Consider the following 26,134-nt stretch of genomic DNA (forward strand, 5'->3'; position numbering starts at 1 on the left):
TCTCTTAATAATTAACTTTTATCGCTATCTACTAATTTTTTCTTACTTATCCAAGGCATCATAGCTCTTAATTCTGCTCCAACTTTTTCTACAGAATGTTCAGCCAATTTCGCTCTAGTTGCTAAGAAGTTTTTTTGACCAGTTTTGCACTCATCCATCCACTCTTTGGTAAATTTACCTGATTGAATATCTGCTAAAACTTCTTTCATTCTTTTCTTTGTTTCTTCCTTATTGATAATTCTTGGACCAGATTGATACTCACCATATTCAGCAGTATTTGAAATTGAATAATTCATATTTGCAATTCCACCTTCATAGATCAAATCAACAATTAATTTAACTTCATGAACTGTTTCGAAATATGCCATCTCTGGTTCATACCCAGCTTCAACTAAAGTTTCATATCCATTTTTAATTAGTTCAACTAAACCACCACATAAAACAGTTTGTTCACCAAATAAATCTGTTTCAACTTCGTCTTTAAAAGTAGTTTCAATAATACCTGATCTTCCTCCACCTACTGCTGAAGCGTAGGAAAGAGCTAAATCTCTTGCTTTACCAGATCCATCCTGATGAACTGCAAACAAACATGGAACTCCACCACCTTTTTCATATTCACTTCTTACTAAATGACCAGGTCCTTTTGGAGCAACCATAAATACATCTAAATCTTTTCTTGCTTTAATTAAATCATAGTGAACATTTAAACCATGAGCAAAAGCAATACTTGTTCCTTCTCTTACTCTTTGTTCAATATGGTTTTTATAAATTTCAGCTTGTAATTCGTCTGGAGTTAATATCATAACAACATCTGCCCAAGCAGCTGCATCGGATAAATTCATCACTTTCAAACCTTTTGATTCAGCTTTAGCAACACTTGATGATCCTTCTCTTAATGCAACAACAATCTCTTTAACTCCACTATCTTTTAGGTTAAGTGCGTGAGCGTGACCTTGGCTTCCATAACCAAAAATAGCAATTTTTTTATTCTTAATTAAATCTACATCTGCATCTTTTTCATAAAACATTTTCATAATTTATCTCCTTTTAATTAGTTAAAAATTTTTGCACCTCTTGTCATTGCAACAGCTCCAGTTCTTGAAGTGCTTATAAGTCCCAAGGGTTTTAATTTTTTGTTCATTTTATCAATCTCTCTTCTAAGTGCTGTTATTTGAATAACCGCAGATGATTTTGTTTCATCCAATACTACTGGGTTAAATTTTTTACAAGCATTTAAACATTTTTCAATTTTATTTTTTTTACCTAAAATTTTAAATAGAGCCATCTCTTTAAAAATCACGTCTTTATCATCTCTTTTAAATTCAGCAACTTTATGTACAGGAACTAATTTGGTTAATTGTAGTCTGATCTGGTCAATAACCTGTGGTGTTCCAGTTGTTACAATTGTTATTCTTGATATGTTTTTGATAGCATCAATTTCGGCTACCGCTAAAGACTCAATATTATAACCTCTTCCAGAAAACAGGCCAACCACTCTTGCAAGAACCCCCGCCTCATTATCTACCCAAACAACAAAAATATAAGTATCTGATTTTTGTTTTATAGATGGAGTGCTATAAGCTGACTTTGATTTTGGCATTTTGATTAAACTAAGGCTTTGCCTTTTCCTTTAATTTTATTTTCTTCTTGATCGTTTGGTCCAAGTATCATTTGATTATGAGGTTTGCCTGAAGGTATCATTGGAAAACAGTTTTCATTTGGATCAACATGGCAATCAAAAATAACAGGGCCATTATAATCAACCATTTCTTGAATTTTTTCATCAAGCTCTAATGGATTATCAGCCTTAATTCCTTTACAGCCATAAGCATCAGCCATTTTCATAAAATCTGGTAATGCTTCTGAATAACTTTCAGAATAATTCTTTTCATGAAGCAGCTCTTGCCACTGTCTTACCATTCCCATGTACTGATTGTTCAAAATAAATATCTTTATTGGTAAATTGTATTGAACAGCCGTAGACATCTCTTGCATTGTCATTAAAACTGATGCTTCTCCTGCAATATCAATAACTAATTTTTCTGGATGAGCTACTTGAACTCCAACAGCTGCAGGTAATCCATAACCCATGGTTCCTAATCCGCCTGAAGTCATCCATCTATTGGGTTTATTAAATTTATAATGTTGAGCAGCCCACATTTGATGCTGACCCACTTCTGTTGTTACATAAGTATCTTTATTTTTTGTTAACTCATAAAGCCTTTGAACAGCATGCTGAGGTTTTATGCTATCTTCACTGTTAATAAAATTTAAAGAGTCTTTACTTCTCCATTTTTGGATTTGTTCCCACCATTTTGCAATATTTGGTTTATTTGATTTACCATTACCATTTTTCTTTTTAACAATTGTTTTGTTTACTTTATCAATTACTTTCGTTACATCACCTACGATTGCAAGATCTACTTTAATAATTTTATTAATTGATGATGGATCAATATCAATATGAACTTTTTTTGAATTAGGAGAGAACTCATCAATTTTTCCAGTAATACGGTCATCAAATCTTGCGCCAATGTTTATTAATAAATCACAGTCATGCATTGCATTGTTTGCTTCATACGTTCCGTGCATTCCTAGCATTCCTAAAAACTGATTATCGTCTCCAGGATAAGCACCTAGACCTTGCAAAGTTGAAGTAATTGGAAATCCTGTTAGCTCAACAAATTTTCTAAGAGCTTCACTTGCTTTTGGTCCTGAATTAATTACGCCTCCGCCACTATAAATTATTGGCTTCTTTGCTTTACTAATTAAATTAATTAATTGGTCAATTTCATCAGCTGAAAACTTATTGTGAGATTTGCCATTTAAACTTTTTTCTTTTTTTGGTTTTTTATATTTTGCTTTTGCAAATTGAATATCTTTTGGAATATCAATTAATACAGGACCTGGTCTTCCAGTTGTTGCAACTTTAAATGCTTCATGCATAACATCTGAAAGGTCGTTGATATCTTTTACTAACCAGTTATGCTTTGTGCATGGTCTTGTAATTCCTGTTGTATCACATTCTTGAAATGCATCCGTACCAATAAGGTGTGTTGGAACTTGACCCGAAATACAAACCATTGGAACTGAGTCCATGTATGCATCAGTTAAAGCTGTAACGACGTTAGTGGCACCAGGGCCTGAAGTAACTAAAACAACACCAGGTTTTCCAGATGATCTTGCATAACCTTCAGCTGCATGACCTGCACCTTGCTCGTGTCTTACAAGAATATGTTTAATTGAAGGATGATTTTTTAACTCATCATATATTGGTAGTACAGCACCACCAGGATAGCCAAAGATATGATTTACCTTTTGGTCTTCAAGACACTTAAATACGATTTCAGCTCCGGTTAATAATTTTGGCATTTCGCAATCTAGCTGAAGTTGTACTGATTGGTCAAGGTTAACTATGGAAAAATTAAATTTTTTTTAAAAAATTATTAATCTCAGATGGCTTAAGCTTAACCCAATCACTCATGTTTCCTCGAGCCCATGTGCTTTGTCTTTTAGCGTATTGTCTAGTTTTTATTGATATTTTTTCTTTGATTTCATCAATTTTTTTTTCTTTTGCTAAATATTCATGAATTTCATTTATTCCAATTGCTTTACATGCAGTCATTTGTTCATTAATTTTTAGTTTTAAAAATCTTTTAACCTCATTCACGGCACCCATTTTAATCATTTTTCTAGTTCTTTGATGAATTCTTTCAACCAACTCATCACGTGGATAATCAATATAAATTTTTAAAAAATCTTCTTCTAAATAGTTTGATTTAGTATTTTTAAACCATTCATGAAGAGATTTCTTTGTAAACTTTTTAACTTCAAAAGCTCTTATTGATCTTTGGGTATCCGTTGAATTAATTTTATTTTTTGAAAGAGGATCCAGTTTTAATAATTGCTTGTAAAATTTATTTTGGCCAATTTTTTTATTTAGATTTCTAATTTTATTTCTAAACTTAATTGGAATGTTTGGAATTTGAACCAAACCATCAGTTAATGCTTTGAAGTAAAGCCCAGTTCCTCCTACAAGAATTGGAACTTTTTTTCTATTTTTAACTTCAATTATTTTTTTATTTGCAATTTTAAGCCAATCACCGGTTGAAAAACTTTTCTTTGCATCTTGGAAACCATATAAATGATGTTTTATTGACTGATAATTTTTTGGGCTAGGTCTTGCTGACAAAATTTTAAGTTGCTTATAAACTTGCATACTATCTGCATTAATAATTTCTCCTTTAATTTTTTTTGCAAGTTTAATTGCAAAACTAGATTTTCCAGATGCTGTGGGTCCTGAAATTAAAATTATCTTGGATTTCAAATCCATTACTAATCTAATTTAACACCAATATATCTTCGTTGATTTTGATTGTTATAAATTGCAATTAAAATAGTTTTTTGATTTGAGTTTATTGCTTTTTGAGTGATATCTCTTAAATCATCTGCTGATTTAATTTTTTTCTTCTGAGCTTCAATAATAATACTATTGATCTCAATTGAGTTTACTAAAGGACTGTTATTAGCCATATTGGTAATTACTAATCCTGTAGTTTGATTTGGTAATTTACGGTTTTTTATATCCTCTTTAGTTAAAGGTCTTACTGATATTCTTAAACTCTCCACAATTTCATCTAAATTATTTTCATCTTGTTTTGGATTTTCACTTACTTTGAAGTCATCAGAGGTTTCTAATCTTCCCAACAAAACCTTTTTAGTTATTTCTTTTTTATTTCTCCAAATTTTTACATCTACATTTTTTCCAACTTCTGTTCTTGCAACAATTGCTGGCAACTCTTTCATTTGCTTAATCTCAACTCCATTAAACTCTAAAATAATATCTCCAGCCTGAATTCCTGCTTTTTCAGAAGGACTATTTTCAGCAACACTCGCAACTAAAGCACCTCTTGGTTTATCTAGTTCTTCAACCTCAGCAATTTCTTTTGTTACATCTTGAATTCTTACACCTAGCCAACCTCTTTTTGTTTCACCAAACTCAATTAATTGTTTAATTACTTGTTGAGCACTATTGGATGGAATTGAAAATCCTATACCAATAGAACCATTTCTTCCTAAAATTGCTGTATTAATTCCAATTACATTTCCTTCCATATCAAATAAAGGTCCACCTGAATTTCCCGAATTTATTGATGCATCTGTTTGAATAAAATCTTCATATCTTGATAACCCAATAGATCTGTTCCTTGCTGAAATAATTCCAGCAGTTACTGTCCCACCAAGACCAAATGGATTTCCAATTGCTAAAACCCAATCACCAATTCTTGCTTTATCAGAGTCTCCAAAGCCAACTGGTTTAAATTTATCTTCTGTATCTAATTGTAACACTGCTATATCCATCAAAGGATCAGCGCCAAGCACTTTGGCTTTATATTCTTGGTCTCCGTTAACTCTAACAATAATATCATCAGCATCCTGAATTACGTGATTATTTGTAACCACTACTCCCTTCTCATCTATAATAAATCCAGACCCCAAAGCTGCTGATTTTCTCTCTTGAGGGGTTCCAAATTCTTTAAACATATCTTCAAATGGAGAACCTGGAGGGAATTGAAATGGAAAAGAGTTATTGTTTGTAACTACAGTAGTTGATGTAGAAATATTTACCACAGAAGGCATTAATTTTTCCGCAAGGTCTGCAAATGATTCTGGAACAGGCCTAGAGTTTGATTGTAATGAAAAACTTAAAAAAAATATAATTGTTAAAATAATAAATTTTAATTTTTTCATATTAACTTTTAATAAAATAAATTATCACAAAACCTATAACTGCAAAAATAAGTCCACCTGATCTTAATTGACTATCTTTAACAAGTTCAAGTTTTCTAATCATACTTTTCATTTTTGCTGGAAATAAGGCATATAAAATTCCCTCTATAAATAAAAAAAGACCAAAAGCTATGACTAGCTCATTCATCTAAATATTATTGTTTAATATCGAGAGTTGTATTTCCAAAAAATTTAAAAAATTCACTATCTGGAGACAAGATCATTGAGGTTTCGCCTGCAGTAAACGCTTTACTATAAGATTGCATTGATCTGTAGAAAGAAAAGAATTCAGGGTCTTGTCCGAAAGCATCTGCAAAGATTTTATTTCTTTCACCGTCACCTTCTCCCTTCATTATTTCTGATTGTTTTTGTGCATCTGCTAATATCACGGTTACTTCTTTGTCAGCAGTCGAAGTAATTGTTACTGCCATCTCAGCTCCTTTTGCTCTAAATTCTTTCGCTTCTCTTTCCCTCTCAGTCTGCATTCTTCTGTAAATTGCATCACTGTTTGCTGTAGGAAGGTCAGCTCTTTTAATTCTTACATCTACAATATTTATTCCAAAATTTTGCGCTTCGTTATTAACTCCATCTTTAATCAAAGACATTTGTTTTGATCTATCTTGTGATAGCAAAGTTTGTAATTCTTCTTGACCCAAAACATTTCTAATTCTTGAGTTTATAATCGTAGATAATCTTGATCTTGCAACCCTTTCGTCTCCAACAGAAATATAAAATTTTAAAGGATCAACTATTTGAAATCTCGCAAAAGCATCAACGATTAATCTTTTTTGGTCAGATGCAATTACTTCCTCTGGCGGGGTATCTAAATTTAAAATTCTTTTATCTAGGTAAACAACGTTTTGGATGAACGGAATTTTAAAGTTTAAGCCTGGTTTCATTATAATTCTTTTTGGATCACCAAATTGAAGAATTATCGCTTGATTAACTTCTTTGACTATAATTACTGATAGGAACGCTACAACACCAATTAAAACTAATATTCCAGCTACTATTTTTCCAGCTTTCATTTAATTTGTCTCTTTCTTTTTAAGCTCTGGTAATGGTAGATATGGCACCACACCTGAACCAGATTCTTTATCTATAATAATTTTATTAATATCTGCCAAAACTGTTTCCATTGTCTCAAGAAACATTCTTTCTTGAGTCACTTGTTTTGCTTTAGCATACTCATTGTAAATTGCTAAAAATCTACTAGCTTCACCTTCAGCTTTAGCAACAACTTCTTTTTTATAAGCTTCTGCTGCTTGTAAAATTTTTTGTGCTTCCCCTCTTGCTCTTGGGATCACATCGTTTGCATAAGCTTCGGCTTCGTTTTTAGACCTTTCCATATCCGCTCTTGCAGCCTGAACATCTCTAAATGCATCAATTACTTGATCAGGTGGATCAGCTTTTTGAGTTTGTACCTGAGTAATTTGTACTCCACTTTCATAATCATCTAAAATTGACTGAATGATTTCCTGCGTTTCAATTTCAATTTTTGATCTACCTTCGGTTAAAATTGGTTGAATATCACTTTTTGCAATCACTTCTCTCATTGCTGTTTCTGCAGCTGCTTTAACAGTTCCTACAGGATCCTGAATTTTAAACAAAAAATTTCCAGCATCTTTGATAACCCAAAATACTGAAAAATCGATATTTACAATGTTTTCATCACCAGTAAGCATTAAACTTTCTTGAGGAACATCTGCAACCCCTCCACCTGTAGAAAAACCACTATCTCTTTCAGACCTAAATCCAATATCAATTCTATTTACTTTTGTTACTTTTGGAGTTTGAACAGTCTCAACTGGAAAAGGAATATGATAGTTCAATCCGGGTTGAGTAGTTTTCACAAATTTTCCAAATCTAAGAACAACCCCTTGTTCATCAGGTAAAACTCTATATAGCCCACTTGCAAGCCATACAAAGGCTAAGACTAATAAAATTAATCCAATAGACTTTCCACCTGAAGATTTTCCGCCAGGTAAAAACTTTTTTATTTTATCTTGAAACTCTCTTATGATTTCATCTACGTTTGGTGGTGTTGGTCCTCTTCCTGAACCATTGCCTCCGCTACCTCCTCCTGGAGGTGTTCCCCATGGGCTTCCGCCTTTGCCTCTGAAATCATCTGACATATGTCAAAGTATATAGTGTCTTTATCGCAAAAAACAAGTAAGGATAGTTTTATGTCAGATAAAAAGACAGAACTAAGTGACGCAATGAAAAAGAAGGTGGAGCCTAAAGTTTTTACAAAAAATCCAATTCTAGGAACTAAGTTTACTATTGCAATCTCGAGTGCAAAAGGTGGTGTGGGTAAATCTACATTTGCAACGAATCTTGCTTTGGCTTTAAAAAGAGTTGGATGCAAAGTTGGATTGTTAGATGCTGATATTTATGGCCCTTCCATTCCAAAAATGTTTGATATTAATGAAAAACCAAAAAGCGACGGTCAAAAATTAGATCCCATAACAAAATATGACATTCAATGTATGTCAATTGGATTTTTAGCAGATCAACAAACTCCGATGATTTGGCGTGGTCCAATGGTAACCAGTGCAATTAAAACTTTTACTCAGAAAGTTAATTGGAAAAACTTAGATTTTATAATTGTTGATATGCCTCCAGGAACTGGTGACACTCAATTAACTTTTTCACAAGAAATTAAAATGGATGGTGCAATAATTGTATCAACTCCACAAGAAGTTGCTCTTTTGGACGTAAAAAGAGGAATTAAAATGTTTGATAAGCTCGGTGTTAAAATTTTAGGTTTAGTAGACAACATGAGTTTTTTTGTAGGAGATGATGGAAAAAAATACAAAATATTTGGAGAAGGTGGAGTAAAAAAAACTGCTGAAGAATTCCAAAAAGATTTTTTAGGAGAAATACCAATTAACCCTGAAGTTGGAAATTCTGGTGATCAAGGAAAACCAATAGTTGAGTTAAACCCAGACCATGAGATTTCAAAAATATATTTAGATTTTGCCGAAAAGATTAAATCAACTTATCTTTAAGATCAAAAGCAGTCATTAATTCATTCCATTCTCTTTTAGATAGACCTGAACTCTCAACATCTACATTTTCACCTTTAATAAGTTTTTGAATTATAACTTTTCCTTTAGCAGAAACCTCTGTTCCTCCTACTCTGTAATCCATAAATGCATCGTAAGTTATTGGTACCCATTTTTTAACTGTATCCAACATTATATCTGCATAAACTCTAATTTCATACTGAGCATGACTATCAGCTCTCAACCTTAAAAAATTCATTAAATTTAATAAATCAGTTTTCCAATACCACTGGGTATAAGTATTTAATGTTAGGTTCATTCTTGCAAGTTCTCTTGCTAATCCTTTTTTATTTTCATCAATTGTTGAACCATCATATCTTTCATTAAGCATTGTTTCATAATTTTCATAAGTTCTATCTGCATCATTTTTTAAAAGTTCTAAAACTTCTTCTGCTTGTTTTCCTTCAAGGACGTCTCCTCTTCCTTGTCTGTTGCTAGTCGATTGCGCTGCTAAATTTTCTTTAGTTGGTAAATAAAATTCTTTATCTAAAATTGAATATCTTGCAGAGTATTCATTTACATTGGCAGTTCTATGTCTGATCCACTGCCTTGCAATAAATATTGGAAGTTTAATATGATATTTTATTTCACACATTTCAAATGGCGTGCTGTGCCAATGTCTCATCAAGTATTTTATTAAACCTCTATCTGTTGAAACTTGCTTTGTCCCTTTTCCATAAGATACTCTTGCGGACTGAACTATAGAGGTGTCATCACCCATATAATCAACTACTCTTACAAATCCATGATCTAATGCCGGTAGCGCTTCATAGAGTATTTTTTCAAGCTCAGGAGCGGTAACTCTTTTAGTTTGATTACTTTGGGATTGCTGGTTTTTTATTTCTTCTGATTGTTCTTTTGTTAATTTCATGATTGTTATTGAATCTATTACAATTACTTTTATATTATTAATGTTGGATTTCCAACTACGACGATAAACGAATTTCGTAATAACCATTGCGGACGTGGGGGCAGTACCCACCACCTCCACCATTTCAACTTATGGGGGTGAACTAGAATCGACGAGTGACTAAAGGCTATTCTTTCGTTCGGGATTGTTCCACCGTAACGGGCTAATTTATAATTGCTAACGAAAGTTACGCACTTGCTGCCTAATTAACATAGTTAATTAAGCAAACGGGGTCCGGGGCACCTGGCAACAGAACGCCCCTTATTAACAAATATACAATTGATAGATTTAAAATAATTGCTGATAAAGATATGAGAAAAATGTTAAATATAGTTGAAAAGTTAATTAAACTATTTGTGGAGACACGATTTTAAAAAATGTTTAATTTTTGAAAAAAATTTTGTTTAAAGCAAATGTTTATTAAATGAATTATGTTCAAAATCAAATCTTAAAACTTTTCTTGTAAATTTAGGTGACACTAATCCAGCATGGTGTGGTTCGTTTGTATCAAACAATATTAAATCACCCTTTTTACCGATTAAAGGTTTTGGTCTCACTACTAAATCAATTTGTTTTATATCATTTAAATTAAAGTCTTTATAATTTTTTGGCAATTTTTTTCTAATTTCATTTATTTTAATGTCCTCTCTAATTTTGCCAAAATGGATTGGTCCATGATCTAAAGAGACATCATGTAAGTATAACATTGCTTTTAAATATCTTTGTTGATCAAAATGTAATTTATACGGTAATTTTTTCATGTCTGAGTTTTGATGTCCAGTTTCTACAAACCAAATTTTGTTAAAAACTAAGTTGCTTACCTTAAAATTAGTTTCAATTAAAGACTTTGTCGTTAACATCAAATTTTTAAAAAAATTAAATTTTGAAATTGTACTTTTGGAAATCTCATAAATATTATTGTGTCGAGTATAACATTCGGTGTATGTTTTAATTCTATTTGCAAAATCTATTATTTCATCAATATTACTTATCTTGTTTTTTAATATTGTATGAGAATAAAAATCTTTCATCTTTAGTTTCTTAAATCTTTGTTTATGCTCTCTAATATTTTTTTGTTAATAATATTTGAAGCGTACTTAGAAGTATGAACTTTATCAAATAATAATATGTTTTCATTATTATAAAAATAACATTTTGACAAAGAGCAAAAATCATTTTCAATTTTAACTTTCAAAACATTTTTATTATTAATATTATTAAAAGCTCTAATTATTCTATCATTAAATTTTAAATAATGAATTTTATTATAATTTACAGGATCATCTTCAGGTCTTATAACTTTTTTACTTAAAAATATTGAATTTACTCTTTTTAAAATATTATCTGGAGATTGAGGTAGAGGATAAACTAGTACAACTTTATTTGTTACAGCAATCTCTTCAATGGTTTGAATGAAGTCATTGAGTTTTTGAACAGATCTCTCCTCATAGTTTAATTTATGATATTCTTCTCCGGTATATACACTATTAACTTCATAATTAATTATATTTTCGTCTTTATCAAAAGTATGTCTTCTTTCAAATAATATGTGTTTATAATCAGCGAAAATTATAAAATAATTTTTTTCGGCACTTAAATTTTTCATTAGTTTTTTTCTATTTTCATGAAGTTTTTTACTCCATTTTTTTTTTTTATTTTTTTTATTAAATCTCTCTATTTCTGGTAAATATAAATAACCAGGGTAAGATGTATGAATTAGTCTGAGGTTATAATTTTTCAACTTTAAAATTAAATCACCTAAAAGGGCATCTAATAATGAGTCCCCTAGTGTTATGATATTAGCATCATAATTTATACTATTCCCAAAAATACAAAATCCATCATTTCCAGTTCTTCCATGACATCTTTTTCCATTTTGATAAATCTTTCTGTAGTCAAGATCTTTATTTGCATTAATAATTAATTGTGGAAAATGTTTTCTATCTTTGAATCCATCTAAGTAAATTGATAATATAGTTGAACTGAAAATTATTGAGAAAAAAAATATTAATACAATTAAAATTTTATTAATTTTATTCTTTTTATTTCTAAATGATTTTTCAACAAAGAAATAACTAATCAAAGATAGTATGATTGATAAAACTATCCATTCGAATTTATCGTACTCTGATGGAGTGTTATCTTTTATTCTAGCAAAAGCAAAAATGGGATAATGCCAAAGATACAAGGAGTAAGAAATTATTCCAATTCCTACCAACAATTTTGTAGAAAGTACTTTTGTGATTAGTTCATTTTTATTAGAAAACCAAATAATAAAACAAACTCCAATAATTGGAGACAATGTATAAAAGGATGGATGAAACATTTCATCATTAAAAAACAAAATTGAATGTCCAATTAATATCAATCCAACAACAGGTAATATTAGATTGAGTGTTTTAATTTTGCTTCTATGACCTCTAATAATTTCAAAATACGCTAAAATTGAACCTGCTAATAATTCCCATCCTCTAGTTGGTAAAATATAAAAATTTAATGACGGATGATTTCTACTACCCCACTCTGCTAGTCCCAGACTAATAACTAATCCTAGAATTAAAATGTGAATTAAATATTTTCTAAAAAATTTAAATGTAATCAGCAAAACTATTGGAAATAAAATGTAATATTGTTCTTCAACAGATAGTGACCATGTATGAAGAAATGGTTTTAATAATCCACTTTCAGCGCCATATTGTTGTCCTGAGTAGTGAAAATAAAAGTTAGAACTAAATCCAAGTGAATAAAGAATAGATTTTGAAAAATCTATTAAACTTGATGGCCACAAATACATCCAAGCAAATGGAAGCGATACCAACATTACAAATAATAATGCTGGCAGTATTCGTCTTACTCGCCTTTCATAAAAATGTTTAAATGAAAATTTACCAGTAGTTATTAATTCTTTTAAAATAATAGAGGTAATTAGATAACCAGAGATTACAAAAAATATATCAACACCAATAAAACCACCTTTAAAAGGTTGATGACCAAAAATAGTAATTTTAGCGTGATAGAGAATAACGGCACCAACAGCAATTGCTCTTAAACCATCTATTTCTGGACGGTATGTAAGTTTCATTTGCTAATTACATACCACAGAAAAATCCCAAAAAAAAAAAATAAATAAACATCACAAATATTAGGTTGAAGTTATACATTTAATCAAATTTACAATGAAGTGTAAGATCAAAAACCAACTAAGTAGTACCAATTTTATGTATCCCTATATGAAGATATAATAAATTTTTAATAATCCATAAATTATTTTTTCGCATAAAACAGTGACGTTGTTTCTCTTGTTACAAACCAATTCACATCATAATTGTAAACTTTAAAAGTTAAAAACCTGATTCTAATAAATCTTTTTCAACTTCCTTTTTATTATTACGTTACCAATATAATTGCCCCTATCTAACCTTATAGAATTCATCTTTTGCAATTATTCTATTTTTATCAATTCTTTTAAGATTTTTTGAATGTGACTATCAAATCTAGTAAATGTTCCCAGAAAATAACCACCATTTTTCAGAATACCATAAATATGTTTAATGTTTTTTAATGTTTGATTTTTTATTTTTTTAAATCCTGTATCCTCACTATAACCTATTGATAAATTAACTTTAAAACCTAATTCTTTAAATTTTTCTTTTTGCATGTGCTACGACCTATTTACTTACTTCAATGCAAAAAAACATTAAAAACAAGTTTACAGAATAAATACAAATCTCTCCCATCCCCAGAACCAACATTTAAAATTTGATTTACCTGAAAATTTCGTATTATCGTATGAAAAATTTAAATCTAGATTTCTTTGAAGAAACATTTTTAAACTAATTACAGAAGGATAAATTTTATTAATTTTTAAATAATGATTAATGTAGTTTTTTGGTATGGAGATTTGGTTATTTTAATTGTCATAATTAATTATATAGAGTAACAGTAATGAAATAGTATCTAATTTTATTTTTACAAATATTTGTTTAAAGTTCTATATTAAAGATATTGTACTAATAATTCTAAGTTTAATTATGGAATTAAAATATTTTAAAAGCAATAACGTAAGAAAAAATATCACAATAATTCTAACAATATTCACTATTATTCTATATTTCTTAGGTTTTTATTTTAGAGAAATTTCTAATGGTGCAGCACATACAGATTTTAAGGAACATATTTGGCCACTAATAAATGATTTTAGTGAAAGTTATATCGATACTTTAAAAAATTATCTAAGTTATCAGGAAGCAACATTTCCATTTTATCACACATTTCAATCTCTATTTAATCCATTTAAAACTAATTATATTTATTTCACATTTTCAAATACAATTTTAAACTTATTTATTCTATTTATTTTCTTTTATTATTTAAAAAAAAAAGATTTATTCAATAAACCAAACTTGCCAATTATAATTCTTCCACTTATTTTTTTACTAAGTCCTTGGTTTAGATCCACATCCTATTGGAGTACTACAGAAAACTTTGCACTTTTTTTTTTAATACCTTCTTGTTACTACTTATCGCTTTTAATTGAGAACAAAGATAGCAATAAAACAAATTTTTATTTAACGTTATTTATAGCTTTAGCAATTTACTCTAGACAACAATTTTTATTTTTAGCATTAACACATATTTCAATTCTATTATTTCTTAATAATTATAAAAAATTTTTTTATACTTGCGCATATTACACAATTTTTAGTATACCAGGCTTGTATACGTACTATATTTGGGACGTTTTTAACAATATTAGTAATGCAACATCAGCATCTGATTATATTTCTATTAATAATATTTTTCTAAATATTCCCAAAATTTCTATTCTAGTTTTATTCTATTTAATACCAATATTATTTCTTAATTTTAACACTCTTATCAAACATATTAATTTTAAAAATTTTATAATTAAATTTGTCGTATTAATAATTATTGAGAGTATTTTATTCAAAGAAGTCAATTATACTAGATTTGGAGGTGGATACATAATTAAATTTAATCAAATATTTTTTAACAATACAATTTATTTTATAATTGTATTATCTAGTCTATTTTTTTCTATTATTCTTTCATTGAGAAAACTTATTAATTTTAAATATTTTATTTTATTATTTTTTATTTTCTTAGTGATTGGATTGCCAAAATATGTTTACCAAGAATGGTTTGATCCAATATATCTAATTTTTTATTATATGTTGGTACCAAAAGAAAAATTGTCTTTATTGAAATTAGACAAAGGAAAATCTATATATTTTTTATATTTCTGGGAATTAAGTATATTGATAATAGCTATATTTTATTATCACCTATACTTAAAAATTCCTTTTTTTTACAGCTTCTAAAATAAATAGTATGCTAATCTTAAAATACCCATTTTAATTGGAGAAGTAATTTCAGTTGTATTTTTAAAGTTTCCTTTTTTATTTTTGTAGGCTTTTAATGTTGAAATCATCATTGAAGATGTTTTAATCACTGGCTTCATTTTATATTTTTTTTTAATTTTACTTGTATCCATTACTAATGAATATTTAAGCATTTTTAAGTGATAAATATTTAAAGGTGAAAGTCTTATCTTATTTAAAAATGACAAAATATTTGTAAAACCTAAGTCATTAAATGAGATTATTTTTGAACTTGACTTTACAGAATTGATTAAAATTAAAAAAAGACCCTTTAAAGTTAAATACTCATCACTAGCTAAATTATAGATCTGTTTTTCATTAATCGAAAAACTTTTCAATATAAATTTAATTAAATCCTTTATATGAATAAATTGAATTAAATTTTTTCCATTATTTAATACTGGAATTTTTTTATTGTTTATAATAAATTCAAATAATAGACTTAACACACCTAAACGTTCTTCAGAGACAATCATTGGCACCCTAAAAATTGTCCAATTATTTAATTTTGACTTAATGATATCTTTTTCGGCCAAAACTTTTGATAAACCATAAGTTTCTACGGGACAAACTTTTGTTTTTTCACTAACAGCTTTTTTATAGTCTCTGACCCAAATTGCTGATGTTGAAAAAAAAATAAATTTTTTTACCTTATATTTTACTGATAAATCTATTAAATTCTTATTTCCACCTACATTAGTTTTAATAATATTACCTTTTTCTTTTGATGTTGCGGGCTCACAAGCACAATTAATTACAATTTTAATTTTATTTCTTTTAAATATATTCTCTAATTCTGGATATATATTAATATCAACTTTTTCTTTATTACAAAGATTTTGATCTAACTTAATATATGATAATTTTTTTCTTTTTAATGTTTGTGATAATTTAGAGCCTAAAAAGCCATTGGCACCTACTACAAGTATCATTTTTTAAGAAAACGTAATTTTAGAAGACCTATACCATTTGTGTATGCAATTCTTGGTAAATTTTTTAATGTATAAATTTTTGTATCACCTGATGATCTTTTTCTATGATTTATTTTAATTTCATTAAATGTAAAGTTTAATGATTTTGCTCTAGCATTAAATTCCCAAAAGAACCCATCTGGCATCAAAGGTTCAAAGTTATTTAGACTTGAATATACTTTTTTATTCATAAAAACATATGCAAAGCTTGGATCTCTTAAAGGCACGTTAAACAAAATTTTATACATGATAAAAAAAGCTTTTGATATGTAACGTCTATATGCAAAATCATATCTGGGATATCTGTAACCATTTACTAAATCAGAGTTCTCTTTTAAATTCCAGAAATTAAGAATATCATTTGGATCGCATTGACCATCAGAGTCTTTTATCAAAAGATAATCTGCATCAGCTTGTTTTATTCCATCAATTACTGCCTTTGAGTAAAATTTTCTAGTACTATCACTTATCAATATCATTGGATATAATTCTTTTAATTTTTTTAAAATTTCTTTTGTTCCATCTGTACTGCCATCCTCAGAAATAATAAATTGAAAATCAATTTTACCATTTAATGTGTCAAAAATTTCTTTTAATGTATTTTCAATTGATAAAGCTTCGTTGTAAACAGGTAGCAGTATTTGTAATTTACTCATTAAAAATATTATTTAGATTAAAATTAATTTATGAATGTTTATAGCATTTCTAAAATAAATAAATAACTATTTAGATTCAGTTTTTTTTAAAATTTCTGATTGTGCTGCTGAAAGTCTTGCTACTGGAACTCTATACGGAGAACAAGAAACATAATTCAATCCTACTTTTGAGCAAAATAAAATACTATTTGGATCACCACCGTGTTCACCACATATTCCAAGTTTTATATTTTTATTTTGACTTTTTCCTTTTTCAACAGCTATTTTTATTAAATCTCCAACTCCATCATCTATCGAAATAAACGGATCAATTGAAAAAATTTTATTATCTAAATAATCATTTAAAAATTTTCCACTGTCATCTCTGCTTATTCCAAAAGTAGTTTGAGTTAAGTCGTTTGTTCCAAAACTAAAAAATTCAGCATGTTTTGCAATATCGTTTGCTTTAATAGCAGCTCTCGGAAGCTCAATCATTGTTCCAACCATAAAATCAATCTTTATTTTATGCTCTTTTTGAACTTCACTTGCAATTCTAATTACTAAATCTTTCATAATTTTTATTTCAGCTTCAGTAGATACTAATGGAATCATTATTTCTGGAAAAGCAGATTTAATTTTTTCTTTTTTAAGAGCGATTAAAGCTTCAAATATTGCTTTACATTGCATTTCATATATTTCGGGAAAAGATATTCCCAGTCTACATCCTCTATGACCTAACATAGGATTTTGTTCATATAATTCATCAATTCTAGATTCTACTTCTTTTACTGGAAGATTAACAATATTTGCTACTTCATTAATCTCTTTATCTGTTCGAGGCAAAAACTCATGAAGAGGTGGATCTAGCAATCTTACTGTAACTGGTAATCCACTCATAATTTTAAATATTTCAACAAAATCCTTTTTTTGATGAGGTAATAGTTTATTTAATGCAATTGATCTATCCTCTTTAGTCTTTGATAAAATCATTTCTCTTACTGATAAAATTCTTTCTTCATCAAAAAACATGTGTTCTGTTCTGCAAAGACCAATTCCTTCAGCTCCAAAATCTTTTGCTGTTTTAGTATCCTTGGGTGTTTCAGAATTTGTTCTAATATTTAATTTTCTAAAACTATCTGCCCAAGTCATTATCTTAGAAAAATCTCCAGATATCTCTGGTTTAACTGTTGCCACACTTCCTGATATAATTCTGCCAGTTGATCCATCTATAGTAATGACGTCCCCTTCTTTAATTTCCATTGAAGGTGTTTTAAATGTCTTCATCTCATAATTTATATCAATTTCACTTGAACCAGATACGCATGGTCTTCCCATGCCCCTAGCAACTACTGCAGCATGACTCGTCATTCCTCCTCTAGCCGTCAAAATTCCTTTTGCAGCATGCATTCCTTGTATATCTTCAGGTGACGTTTCTACTCTTACTAAGATAGTGTCTTGCATCATCGAAGTTAATCTTTCGGCTTCTTCTGAAGTAAATACCACCTTCCCACTTGCTGCACCTGGTGAAGCAGGTAAACCATGTGCTATTACATTGATTGTACTCTTTTCATCAAGTGTAGGGTGCAAAAGTGTATCTAAAGAATTTGGATCAATTCTTAATACTGCTTCTTTTTTTGATATTAATTTTTCCTTAACCATATCAACTGCAATCTTTACTGCAGATTTTGCAGTTCGTTTTCCTGATCTAGTTTGAAGCATCCACAGTTTATTATTCTCAACTGTAAATTCTACATCTTGCATATCTTTGTAATGTTTTTCCAATTTTTTTAAAATTTTTTTTAATTCTTTGAAAACTTTTGGCAAAGACTCTTCCATTGAAGGTTCATCAACTTTAGCATTCTTTCTTGCCTTCTTAGTTATATATTGAGGTGTTCTTGTACCAGCAACAACGTCCTCACCTTGTGCATTAATTAAATACTCACCATATATTTCATTTGATCCATCTGAAGGATTTCTAGTAAATACAACTCCAGTTGCACAATCATCACCCATATTCCCAAAAACCATTGATTGAACATTGACCGCTGTTCCCCATTCTGCTGGTATTTGATTTAACTTTCTATAGACTTTTGCTCTATTACTTTCCCATGACAAAAATACAGCGCTAATTGCTCCAAATAATTGTTGAAATACATCTTGAGGAAATTCTTTTTTTGTTTTTTCTTTTACTGTTCTTTTGAAATCTTCAATTAAACCATCCCAATCACTTTCATCTAAGTCCGTGTCTAACAAAACGCCTTTTGTTAATTTATAATTTTCAATTAGCTCTTCAAAATGATAACTCTCTACACCCATTACAACGTTTCCATACATTTGAATAAATCGTCTGTAACTGTCTTTAGCAAATCGCCCATTGGAAGTTTTCAAAGCTAACGCTTTTACTGTTTTATCATTTAAACCTAAATTGAGAATTGTATCCATCATCCCTGGCATAGATACTCTAGCACCCGATCTAACAGATAATAACAAAGGATTTTTTAAGTCTCCAAATTTTTTAGAAACATCTTTTTCTATATTTTTTAATTCTTTTTTAATTTGAGAAATTAAATTTTTATTCAATTTTTTCTTATCTTTATAAAAAATCTCACAAACTTTAGTAGATATTGTAAAACCAGGAGGAACTGGCAAACCCATTCTGCCCATTTCAGAAAGGTTGGCACCTTTTCCACCTAAAAAATTTTTTGGATTTTTAATACTTTTAGATTGTTTCGAATTGAAGTTTAATATGAGTTTCGTCATTAGCTAGACTCGATTAAAGAAAAATTAACATAATTGTCAAATGTTTTACACATGATTTGAATTAGTTCTAGCCTATTTTTCTTAATTGTCAGATCATCCTCATTCACAATTACATTATCAAAAAAATCAAATACCTCTCTTTTAATACTTGCTAAATTGTCCAATGTTTGAACAAAATTTTCATCATTATTAATACTTGAAAAATATTTCCTCAATTCATTAATTTTTTTAAATAAATTTTTTTCAAGCTCAGTTTTAAAAATACCAGGGTCGGTTGTATTAGATAATTCGATTTTATCTTTTTTTAACTCACTTTCTAAAATATTAGATGCTCTTTTATAGCTTGAAATAATATCTATTCCGTTTTGTTTATTTATTATTTTATTTAAATTTTTTGCTTTATTAAAAATAATTACAGATTGATCTAAGTTAAAAGAACTTATTGAAGCTTGTATTATATCGTTTCGGATATTTTCCTCCTTCATATAATATTTCAATCTCTCTAATAGAAAATCTAGTAATTCTTTTTGTAAAGATTTATTTTCAAATTCAAATCCTTGATCTTGATACAAACTTGAAGAATAATTTATTAAATCTCTAATTTTAAAATCTTTTTTATTTTCAATGATAATTCTAATTATCCCTAATGCTAATCTTCTTAAGGCAAAGGGATCCTTGGAACTTGTTGGTTTTTGGTTTACACCAAAAAATCCAACTAAAGTATCAATTTTGTCAGCTAAGGATAAAGCAATGCTATAAGGTTTTTTTGGAATTTTTGTTCCAGATCCAACAGGTAAATATTGCTCACTAACAGCAAGTGATATTTCTTTATCAAAACCTTGCACATTTGCAAAATAACCTCCCATAATACCTTGAAGTTCTGGAAATTCACCAACCAATTCAGATAACAAGTCTACTTTACTTATCGATGCTGATAATTCTACTTTTTCTTTGCTAATTAATAACTCGTCAGAAATAATAGCACCAAGCTTTCTCATTCTTTGAGCTTTATCAAAATAATTTCCAAGACCTTTGAAATAATTCATTAATTTTAAATCAGAAATTTTTTTGACCATATTTTGAGCTTTATCTTTCTGCCAGAAAAATTCCGCATCACTTAATCTTGCTTCAACTACTCTTTCATTTCCTAATTTAATTAATCCTTTTTTATCTTTATTATTTGCTACTACCAAAAATTGATTTGTAATGTTTCCTTTTTTATCAAAAGTAGGAAAATACTTTTGGTGGTGTTGCATGGTTAGTATTAAAATCTCTTTAGGTATATTTAAAAATTTTTTATCAAATTCACAAAGAATTACGTTTGGTTGGTCAGTTAAATCGACTACTTCCTGAAGAAGCTTGGGATTGCTTTCAATATTTATATTTCTTTTTTTTAAAATAATATCGAATTTTTTTTCTATTAAATCTTTTCTCTCAATGTGATCGATAAGTATATCCATTTTTTTAAAAAAATTTTTATAAGATTTAAAGTCTGAAAATAATTTTTTCTTTTCTTCAAATTCTTTATCTACAAATGTCGAATTAGATGAAATGAAATGATGAAATTTAAAATTTAGTTTTTTTCCATCAAAGATGGATAAGATAGATTTTAATGGCCTACCCCATAATAGTTCATAATTTGACCATTTCATTGACTTTTTCCATTGAATTTTATTCAGTATTTGAGGTATGGCTCCTTCCAATAATGTATGAGTATCTAATTTTTTTGATCTAGTTTTATAAAAATAGAACTCACCTTTATCTGTTTTTTTTGTAAACAATTCTTTTTTTGAAACACCATTTGATCTCACAAATCCCTCCAACGCAGCATCTGGAGACTTTGTACTCGGACCTTTTATTTCCTCAGATTTTAAAACTATCTTCTTTTCAACTCCCTCAAACAAAATTAATAACCTATTAGGTGTTGAGTAAGACAAACTTTTTTTAAATTTAATAGATTTTTCTAAAAAAAATTCATTAAAACTTTTTAGTAAATTTTCTCTTAAATTTTTTTGTAAATTTGAAGGTATTTCCTCACTAAACAATTCTAAGAAAAATTCAGACATTATTTTTGACTATCTAACCAGATACTAGCGGCTGATTTTGTGATATCTCTTATTCTTGCAATATATCCTGCTCTTTGAGCAACGCTAATTGCTCCACGTGCATCTAATATATTAAATACATGACTTGCTTTTAAACATTGATCGTAAGCTGGTAGTGAAATTTTTTTTTCGACTAATGACTTTGCTTCCAACTCGTGCATATCAAACATTTTAAAAAGTGACTCTACATTTGCATGTTCAAAATTATATGCCGAAAATTCTCTCTCGGCTTGATGAAATACTTCTTTATATTTTACACCATCATCATTCCATAACAGATCGTAGACATTTTTTTGCTGCTGAATAAACATACATATTCTTTCTAATCCATATGTAATTTCTACAGAAACAGGTTTGCACTCAAATCCTGCCATCTGTTGAAAATAAGTAAATTGAGTAATTTCCATGCCATCACACCATACCTCCCAACCAAGACCAGCAGCACCCAGTGTTGGACTTTCCCAGTCGTCTTCTACAAATCTAATATCATGATCTGAATGATTAATTCCTATAGATGATAAACTATTAAGGTAAAGTTTTTTAATATTTTCAGGTGAAGGTTTTATAAGAACTTGAAACTGATAATAATGTTGAAGTCTATTTGGATTATCTCCATACCTTCCATCTGTAGGTCTTCTTGATGGCTGCACATATGCTGTCTTCCAAGGTTTAGTCCCTAATGACCTCAATGTAGTTGCTGGATGAAATGTACCTGCTCCTACTTCCATGTCATAAGGTTGGAGAACTACACATCCCTTTTTGCTCCAAAACTTTTGAAGATTTAAAATTGTATCTTGAAATGTAAGAATTTTCTTTTTTGATTTAGAAACCATATCTTTGCCAGATTGATCTTTCATCTAAAATATTTGCAAATTGGTCAATATGATTTGAAGATGAAAGTTTTTGACTTAACCACCCTTTTGTTTTTTCAAATTTTTTAATTACGACATCTTCTCCAAATTTTTCTTTTAAGATTTCATGTGCATCTCCAATACCATCTATTAATCCTAATTTCTTAGCTCTAGAGCCTGACCAAAATTCACCAGAAAATAACTCTACTTCTTTTTTATTTAATTTTGCTCCACGACTTTTTTCAACTACATTTATGAAATCTTGATGTAAATCTAATTGAATATTTTTAAGTCTTTGAATATCTTCTTCCTTTTCTTCCATAAAAGGATCAAGTGTGCTCTTATTCTTTCCAGCTGTGTGAACTCTTCTCTCAACACCTATTTTCTTAATTAATTCAGTGAAACCAAATGATGAATATATTACCCCTATAGAACCGATAATTGAACTTGAATTTGCATAAATTTCATCTCCAGCACATGAGATAAGATATCCCCCAGATGCAGCAACATCTTCTGCAAAAAAAATAACTTTCTTATTACTTTTTTTAGCTTGCTGACGAATAAAACTATAAATTAAATGTGACTGTACAGGTGAACCTCCTGGTGAATTGATTGATATTGCTACTGCAGCAGCTTTTTTTAGTGAAAAAGCTTTTTTAATAATTTCTTCCTGTCCTGCAAAATCAATACCTTGCTTAAATTTACCAGCATTACCAATGACACCATTTAATTTAATATGTGAAACAATTTTTTTCTTTTTTAAAAAGGAAAACATATTTATCTCTTACAGAATATTTAGTTGATTATAAAGACTACTTATAATTGAAGAAATAGGTGCGTCAAATGATAAGTAATAAATATAACTTATTTATATTAGTTTAAAATTAATATGGGAACTGTAGTACAGCTTAAAAACCAGATAAATAATTCATATTTCCAATTGAAGGATTCTGTTGAAGAAAAACTAGCTTTGACTGAAGAGAGAATAAAATCCAAATTGACTAGTGATGTTCAATTAGTTCAAAAAATGACTAATTATCATATAGAAACTGGTGGCAAAAGACTTAGAGCTTTATTGACATTAGGAAGTGCTAAGTTATGTGGTTACTCAAAAGGTTCGAGAGATGTAAATTTAGCAGCTTGTGTAGAACTTATTCACAGTGCAACTTTGATGCATGATGATGTTATCGACGAAGGTGAAATTAGAAGAGGCAAAGAAACTCTAAATAAAGTTTGGAGTAATCATTCTTCGGTTTTAATTGGAGATTATCTCTTAAGCAGATGCTTTGAGATGATGGTGGAAGATGGAAACTTAGAGGTATTAAAATTATTATCATCAACTTCATCTAAAATTGCTCAGGGAGAAGTATTACAACTACAACATAATAATGAAGTTGATATGCTTGAAGAAACATATCTAAAAATTATCTCTGCCAAAACCGCAGAATTATTTGCTGCTTCAACAAAAGTAGGTGCAATTTTGGCTGAAGTAGAAAATAAAGAAAAAGATGCGCTAGAATTTTATGGAAGGAATTTAGGGTTAACTTTTCAAATTGCAGATGACACATTAGATTATAATTCTGAATTAAAGTTATTTGGAAAAAAAATAGGAAAAGATTTTTTTGAAGGAAAAGTGACTTTACCAATAATTTTGCTTTACCAAAAATTAGAAAACAATGAAAGAAATAGGCTAAAAGAAGTATTTAATAAAAAAGAAAGAACAAAAGAAGATTTTAACAATATTATATCTTTGATTAATAAATATAAAATTATAAATGAATGCTACCAAAAAGCTCAGCACTATATTAATTTAGCATCAAATTCTTTAAGTGTGTTCAGGGATACTAAAGAAAAACAAATTCTTAAAAAACTTACATCTTTTAGTTTAGCAAGAAATTTTTAAGGACTTAATAAAGCTTTATTCCATAATCCATTCTGGCTTTTTGTATAGAGCAATCTTTCATGAATTCTATTTTCTCCATCTAGCCAAAACTCTATATTTTTTGGATTTAAATTCCATCCAGACCAGTGTTTTGGTCTAGGAACTTTTGTTTCATCAGAATATTTATTTTTGTACTCCTTAATTGAATTTATTAATTCATCTCTATTTTTTAATTCTTTGCTCTGATTTGATGCCCATGCACCAATTCTACTTTCATATGCTCTGGAAGAATAATATTCATTTGCAATATCATCAGAAACTAATGATACAGTCCCAGTAATTCTGATTTGTCTTAAAAGACTTTTCCAATGAAAACACATCGAAGCGTTAGGATTTTCCTTTAGTTCATTACCTTTTCGACTATTTAAATTAGTGTAGAAAACAAATCCATCTTTATTAAAGCCCTTTAGGAGCACCATTCTGACTGATGGAACATTATTTTTACTTGAGGTTGCTAGCGCAACTGCATTTGGATCATTTGGTTCAGTCTGTTTAGCTTTTTCCATCCATATTTCAAATAACTTAATTGGATCATCTAAATTTAAAAAGCAGCTGTTGATACCAAGTTTGTTTTTTTCATTCATAATTTAAACAAAATAATCTATATAATATAGATAATGTCATTTAACACTTTTGGAAAGCTATTTCGTTTCACAACTTGGGGTGAATCTCACGGTCCTGCTATTGGCTGCATAGTTGACGGTTGTCCTCCAAACATAAATCTAGATGAAAAAGATATTCAATTAGAATTAGACAAAAGAAAACCTGGACAATCAAGATTTACCACACAAAGAAAGGAAGATGATAAAGTCCAAATACTTTCAGGTATATTTGAAGGAAAAACTACTGGCACACCAATTTCTTTAATTATCTACAATAAAGATATGAGATCTAAAGATTATGGAAATATAAAAGATAAATTCAGACCAGGTCATGCAGACTTTACCTATTTCAAAAAATACGGAATTAGAGATTACAGAGGTGGAGGAAGATCTTCAGCTAGAGAGACGGCTTCAAGAGTTGCGGCTGGTGCTATAGCTAAACTAGTACTTCAAAAAAAATTAGGAAAAAAATTTAAAGTTATAGGTGCTGTAACTCAATTAGGTATCTTAGGATGTGATACGTCACAGTGGAATGATAAAATTATTTCAAAAAATCCATTCTTTTGTCCAGATAAGTCTATGATTAAATTATGGGAAAAATATTTACTTGGTGTAAGAAAATCAGGGTCATCATGTGGTGCTGTAATAGAAGTAAGAGCAAGAGGTATTCCCGCAGGTCTTGGTGCGCCTATTTATTCAAAATTAGATTCTGATATCGCATCGGCGTTTATGAGCATTAATGCAGTTAAAGGAGTAAATGTTGGTGCTGGAATGAATTCTGCACAACTAAGTGGCGAGCAAAACTCCGACGAAATATCATTAAAAAATAATAAATTAAAATTTAACTCTAATAATGCAGGCGGGATCTTAGGCGGAATTTCTTCTGGGCAAGAAATAATAGCATCATTTGCTGTTAAACCTACATCTTCAATTTTAACTACAAGAAAAACTATTAATAAATTCGGAAAAAATACGACAATATCAGTTAAAGGGAGACATGACCCTTGCGTAGGAATAAGAGCTGTTCCAGTTGGAGAAGCTATGATGAATTGTGTTTTATTAGACCACTACCTAATGAATCAGGCTCAGTGCAGATAA

The 26,134-nt window shown here is 29.2% G+C and carries 23 protein-coding genes and 1 other RNA gene; 5 read left to right on the top strand and 19 right to left on the bottom strand.

Annotated elements, in window-relative coordinates:
* Positions 1-11: 11 nt before the first annotated feature.
* Genes ilvC through hflK form a run of 8 tightly spaced genes read right to left on the bottom strand, consistent with a single transcriptional unit; the run spans position 12 to position 7,925 of the window.
* Positions 12-1,034, bottom strand: coding sequence for a ketol-acid reductoisomerase (gene ilvC, locus ACTTBO_RS07290; RefSeq protein ID WP_075506263.1), 1,023 nt, complete (start codon positions 1,032-1,034; stop codon positions 12-14).
* Between the two features lie 17 nt (positions 1,035-1,051).
* Positions 1,052-1,600: an acetolactate synthase small subunit gene (gene ilvN / locus ACTTBO_RS07295; protein ID WP_440657058.1), complete on the bottom strand. Its 549-nt coding sequence runs from the start codon at positions 1,598-1,600 to the stop codon at positions 1,052-1,054.
* A 5-nt stretch (positions 1,601-1,605) separates the two neighbouring features.
* Positions 1,606-3,372 (bottom strand): acetolactate synthase 3 large subunit, encoded by a 1,767-nt coding sequence (locus ACTTBO_RS07300; protein ID WP_440657059.1) that lies wholly within the window; start codon positions 3,370-3,372, stop codon positions 1,606-1,608.
* 52 nt (positions 3,373-3,424) lie between these two features.
* Entirely contained in the window at positions 3,425-4,333 is a 909-nt protein-coding gene (gene miaA / locus ACTTBO_RS07305) for a tRNA (adenosine(37)-N6)-dimethylallyltransferase MiaA (RefSeq protein WP_440657060.1), read from the bottom strand.
* A 2-nt stretch (positions 4,334-4,335) separates the two neighbouring features.
* The gene (locus tag ACTTBO_RS07310) at positions 4,336-5,751 is read right to left on the bottom strand and encodes a Do family serine endopeptidase (protein ID WP_440657061.1); all 1,416 of its coding nucleotides are present in this window, start codon (positions 5,749-5,751) and stop codon (positions 4,336-4,338) included.
* Position 5,752: 1 nt separating this feature from the next.
* Complete coding sequence (locus tag ACTTBO_RS07315) at positions 5,753-5,938, bottom strand: DUF2065 domain-containing protein (RefSeq protein WP_440657062.1); 186 nt, start codon at positions 5,936-5,938, stop codon at positions 5,753-5,755.
* A gap of 7 nt (positions 5,939-5,945) precedes the next feature.
* Positions 5,946-6,818: a protease modulator HflC gene (hflC, locus tag ACTTBO_RS07320; RefSeq protein WP_440657063.1), complete on the bottom strand. Its 873-nt coding sequence runs from the start codon at positions 6,816-6,818 to the stop codon at positions 5,946-5,948.
* A complete protein-coding gene (gene hflK / locus ACTTBO_RS07325) occupies positions 6,819-7,925 on the bottom strand; it encodes an FtsH protease activity modulator HflK (RefSeq protein WP_440657064.1) in 1,107 nt (368 codons plus the stop codon).
* A gap of 51 nt (positions 7,926-7,976) precedes the next feature.
* Here hflK and ACTTBO_RS07330 point away from each other — a divergent pair, with 51 nt between their 5' ends.
* Positions 7,977-8,801 (top strand): Mrp/NBP35 family ATP-binding protein, encoded by an 825-nt coding sequence (locus ACTTBO_RS07330; RefSeq protein ID WP_440657065.1) that lies wholly within the window; start codon positions 7,977-7,979, stop codon positions 8,799-8,801.
* Here ACTTBO_RS07330 and thyX read toward each other — a convergent pair.
* Positions 8,782-9,729 (bottom strand): FAD-dependent thymidylate synthase, encoded by a 948-nt coding sequence (gene thyX / locus ACTTBO_RS07335; protein ID WP_440657066.1) that lies wholly within the window; start codon positions 9,727-9,729, stop codon positions 8,782-8,784. The genes ACTTBO_RS07330 and thyX overlap by 20 nt on opposite strands.
* 4 nt (positions 9,730-9,733) lie before the next feature.
* Between thyX and ssrA the strand changes: the two genes are divergently transcribed.
* Positions 9,734-10,033: a transfer-messenger RNA gene (ssrA, locus tag ACTTBO_RS07340) on the top strand.
* Positions 10,034-10,172: 139 nt separating this feature from the next.
* On the opposite strand, the gene ACTTBO_RS07345 is transcribed toward ssrA, so the two are convergent.
* The 3 genes from ACTTBO_RS07345 to ACTTBO_RS07355 form a co-directional block, all read right to left on the bottom strand.
* On the bottom strand, positions 10,173-10,799 hold the full coding sequence (locus ACTTBO_RS07345) for a hypothetical protein (RefSeq protein ID WP_440657067.1): 627 nt from the start codon (positions 10,797-10,799) through the stop codon (positions 10,173-10,175).
* Positions 10,800-10,801: 2 nt separating this feature from the next.
* Complete coding sequence (locus ACTTBO_RS07350; RefSeq protein WP_440657068.1) at positions 10,802-12,850, bottom strand: acyltransferase family protein; 2,049 nt, start codon at positions 12,848-12,850, stop codon at positions 10,802-10,804.
* Between the two features lie 360 nt (positions 12,851-13,210).
* A complete protein-coding gene (locus tag ACTTBO_RS07355) occupies positions 13,211-13,426 on the bottom strand; it encodes a hypothetical protein (protein ID WP_440657069.1) in 216 nt (71 codons plus the stop codon).
* Positions 13,427-13,799: 373 nt separating this feature from the next.
* Between ACTTBO_RS07355 and ACTTBO_RS07360 the strand changes: the two genes are divergently transcribed.
* Positions 13,800-15,110, top strand: a complete 1,311-nt coding sequence (locus tag ACTTBO_RS07360) for a hypothetical protein (RefSeq protein WP_440657070.1) — start codon at positions 13,800-13,802, stop codon at positions 15,108-15,110.
* Here the strand turns inward: ACTTBO_RS07360 and ACTTBO_RS07365 are convergent.
* The 6 genes from ACTTBO_RS07365 to ACTTBO_RS07390 form a co-directional block, all read right to left on the bottom strand.
* The gene (locus ACTTBO_RS07365) at positions 15,107-16,102 is read right to left on the bottom strand and encodes an NAD-dependent epimerase/dehydratase family protein (RefSeq protein WP_440657071.1); all 996 of its coding nucleotides are present in this window, start codon (positions 16,100-16,102) and stop codon (positions 15,107-15,109) included. The two genes, ACTTBO_RS07360 and ACTTBO_RS07365, sit on opposite strands and share 4 nt — an antisense overlap.
* Positions 16,099-16,797, bottom strand: coding sequence for a glycosyltransferase family 2 protein (locus ACTTBO_RS07370; RefSeq protein ID WP_440657072.1), 699 nt, complete (start codon positions 16,795-16,797; stop codon positions 16,099-16,101). The genes ACTTBO_RS07365 and ACTTBO_RS07370 overlap by 4 nt, the downstream gene beginning before the upstream one ends.
* 66 nt (positions 16,798-16,863) lie before the next feature.
* The gene (ppdK, locus tag ACTTBO_RS07375; protein ID WP_440657073.1) at positions 16,864-19,536 is read right to left on the bottom strand and encodes a pyruvate, phosphate dikinase; all 2,673 of its coding nucleotides are present in this window, start codon (positions 19,534-19,536) and stop codon (positions 16,864-16,866) included.
* Complete coding sequence (gene glyS / locus ACTTBO_RS07380; RefSeq protein WP_440657074.1) at positions 19,536-21,602, bottom strand: glycine--tRNA ligase subunit beta; 2,067 nt, start codon at positions 21,600-21,602, stop codon at positions 19,536-19,538. Before glyS ends, ppdK begins: the two co-directional genes overlap by 1 nt.
* Positions 21,602-22,498 (bottom strand): glycine--tRNA ligase subunit alpha, encoded by an 897-nt coding sequence (locus ACTTBO_RS07385; RefSeq protein WP_440657075.1) that lies wholly within the window; start codon positions 22,496-22,498, stop codon positions 21,602-21,604. Before ACTTBO_RS07385 ends, glyS begins: the two co-directional genes overlap by 1 nt.
* Positions 22,464-23,267, bottom strand: a complete 804-nt coding sequence (locus ACTTBO_RS07390; RefSeq protein WP_440657076.1) for a S49 family peptidase — start codon at positions 23,265-23,267, stop codon at positions 22,464-22,466. The genes ACTTBO_RS07385 and ACTTBO_RS07390 overlap by 35 nt, the downstream gene beginning before the upstream one ends.
* A 114-nt stretch (positions 23,268-23,381) precedes the next feature.
* Here ACTTBO_RS07390 and ACTTBO_RS07395 point away from each other — a divergent pair, with 114 nt between their 5' ends.
* Complete coding sequence (locus ACTTBO_RS07395) at positions 23,382-24,395, top strand: polyprenyl synthetase family protein (protein WP_440657077.1); 1,014 nt, start codon at positions 23,382-23,384, stop codon at positions 24,393-24,395.
* Here ACTTBO_RS07395 and pdxH read toward each other — a convergent pair.
* Positions 24,392-25,018 (bottom strand): pyridoxamine 5'-phosphate oxidase, encoded by a 627-nt coding sequence (gene pdxH / locus ACTTBO_RS07400; RefSeq protein WP_440657078.1) that lies wholly within the window; start codon positions 25,016-25,018, stop codon positions 24,392-24,394. The two genes, ACTTBO_RS07395 and pdxH, sit on opposite strands and share 4 nt — an antisense overlap.
* A gap of 33 nt (positions 25,019-25,051) precedes the next feature.
* Here pdxH and aroC point away from each other — a divergent pair, with 33 nt between their 5' ends.
* Positions 25,052-26,134 carry a chorismate synthase gene (gene aroC / locus ACTTBO_RS07405; protein WP_440657079.1) on the top strand — a complete coding sequence of 361 codons (1,083 nt, stop codon included), beginning with the start codon at positions 25,052-25,054 and terminating at the stop codon, positions 26,132-26,134.

This window comes from Candidatus Pelagibacter sp. HIMB1509 (genome assembly GCF_052047855.1).
Taxonomy (GTDB): domain Bacteria; phylum Pseudomonadota; class Alphaproteobacteria; order Pelagibacterales; family Pelagibacteraceae; genus Pelagibacter.